Annotated in this window: 1 protein-coding gene; it reads left to right on the top strand. The window is 25.0% G+C overall.

The window, feature by feature from the left end:
- Positions 1–188 precede the first annotated feature (188 nt).
- A complete protein-coding gene (locus I4U66_RS14595; RefSeq protein WP_092925126.1) occupies positions 189–875 on the top strand; it encodes a GntR family transcriptional regulator in 687 nt (228 codons plus the stop codon).
- The last annotated feature ends 571 nt before the right edge of the window (positions 876–1,446 follow it).

The raw sequence follows: 1,446 nt of genomic DNA, 5'->3' as shown, positions 1-1,446 counted from the left end.
AAAGAATTATATAGTATTATCACCACATAGTTGTTACAATAAAAGTGAGGAATTATTTTATTTTTGTCAATAATCAATAATTATGGTAAAATTTTATTTTATAATCTTAGAGTTTTTTGATTTATATTGTGAATTTACTAATATACTAATATACAACACTAATAAAAAGTAACCAATTGGAGGAAATAATGATACTTTACGAAAAGAAATACAAAGAAACAGGTAAAGAATATGCATATAGAATTTTAAAAGACAATATAATGTCTTTAGAACTAAAGCCAGGAGAACTACTTAGCGAGTCTGACTTATCAGAAAAACTAAATATATCAAGAACACCTATTAGAGAAGTTTTAATGAAATTAAAAAATGAGCACTTGATAGAGGTTAAGCCGCAATCAGGTACTTATGTTTCTTTAATGGATAGTAAAATAATAGATGAAGCTATATTTATGAGATCTACTATAGAAAAAGAAGTTTTAAAAGAAGCTTGCGAATATTTTCCAGAGGATTTATTTATAGAATTAGAAAAAAATCTATTTGCACAAAAGTTATTATGTGATATAGAAGGAAAAGAAATAGAGTTTCATAATTTAGATAAAAAATTTCATAGGTTAATATTTTTAGGATGTAATAAAATAAACATATGGGATAGTATAATGAATATAAGTACTCATTATAATAGAATGAGATTATTATCTGAAATGAAAACTAATAGAAATAAAATAATAAGTCAACATGAAGAAATGCTAAACATAATAAAAAACAAAGAAGTAGATAAGATAGATGATTATATACAAAAACATATAGTATTACCAGCTAAAGAATGGAGAACATTGATAAAAGACAATGATGATGTAAGTATTTATTTTAAATAAGTATCTGTAATTACAGATGCTTATTTTTTTTTACATTCAGGAAACTATATTAAGCATAAAGCTGTTGATAACTTATAAAAATAAGATATTTCAATAGGTTTGAAAATGTAAATGGATTTGCATATATAGTTTCTTAAAAAATTATATTTTGAGCAACGGATGAAGTAGTTGGCGATATGAAGTATTTCGCCGACACGTGGCTTAGGTGAAGAGAATTTTTTTATGAACTAAAACCTACTAAGTAAATGTTAAATTATATTAATTGCAATGTAAACTAAATAAATTTAGTAAAAAATAATTATTTTATGTAGAAAATAAACGGAATATAAAATATTTTATAAAAAAATGAAAAAGATATTGTTTTCCTGGGAAGGATATGCTAGTATACAAGTATAGAAGACTAAAGGGGAGGCAATAACATGAAATTACCATTTAATGTTGATCTAAAAGATAAAGTAGTTGTAGTAACAGGTGGAACAGGAGTACTTTGCGGAGCTATGGTTGAAGCTTTAGCTAAATGTGGAGCTAAAGTAGCTATACTTGCACTTGGAAAAGAAGCTTGTGAAGCTAA

The sequence above is a fragment of the Romboutsia sp. D33t1_170424_H2 genome, from assembly GCF_015669105.1.
GTDB lineage: Bacteria > Bacillota > Clostridia > Peptostreptococcales > Peptostreptococcaceae > Romboutsia_C > Romboutsia_C hominis.
This window is presented reverse-complemented; position numbering and strand designations above follow the sequence as displayed.

Bases quoted from the DNA above. Each gene is read 5' to 3' on its own strand.
- I4U66_RS14595 (WP_092925126.1), top strand. From the start codon at position 189: ATGATACTTTACGAAAAGAAATACAAAGAAACAGGTAAAGAATATGCA.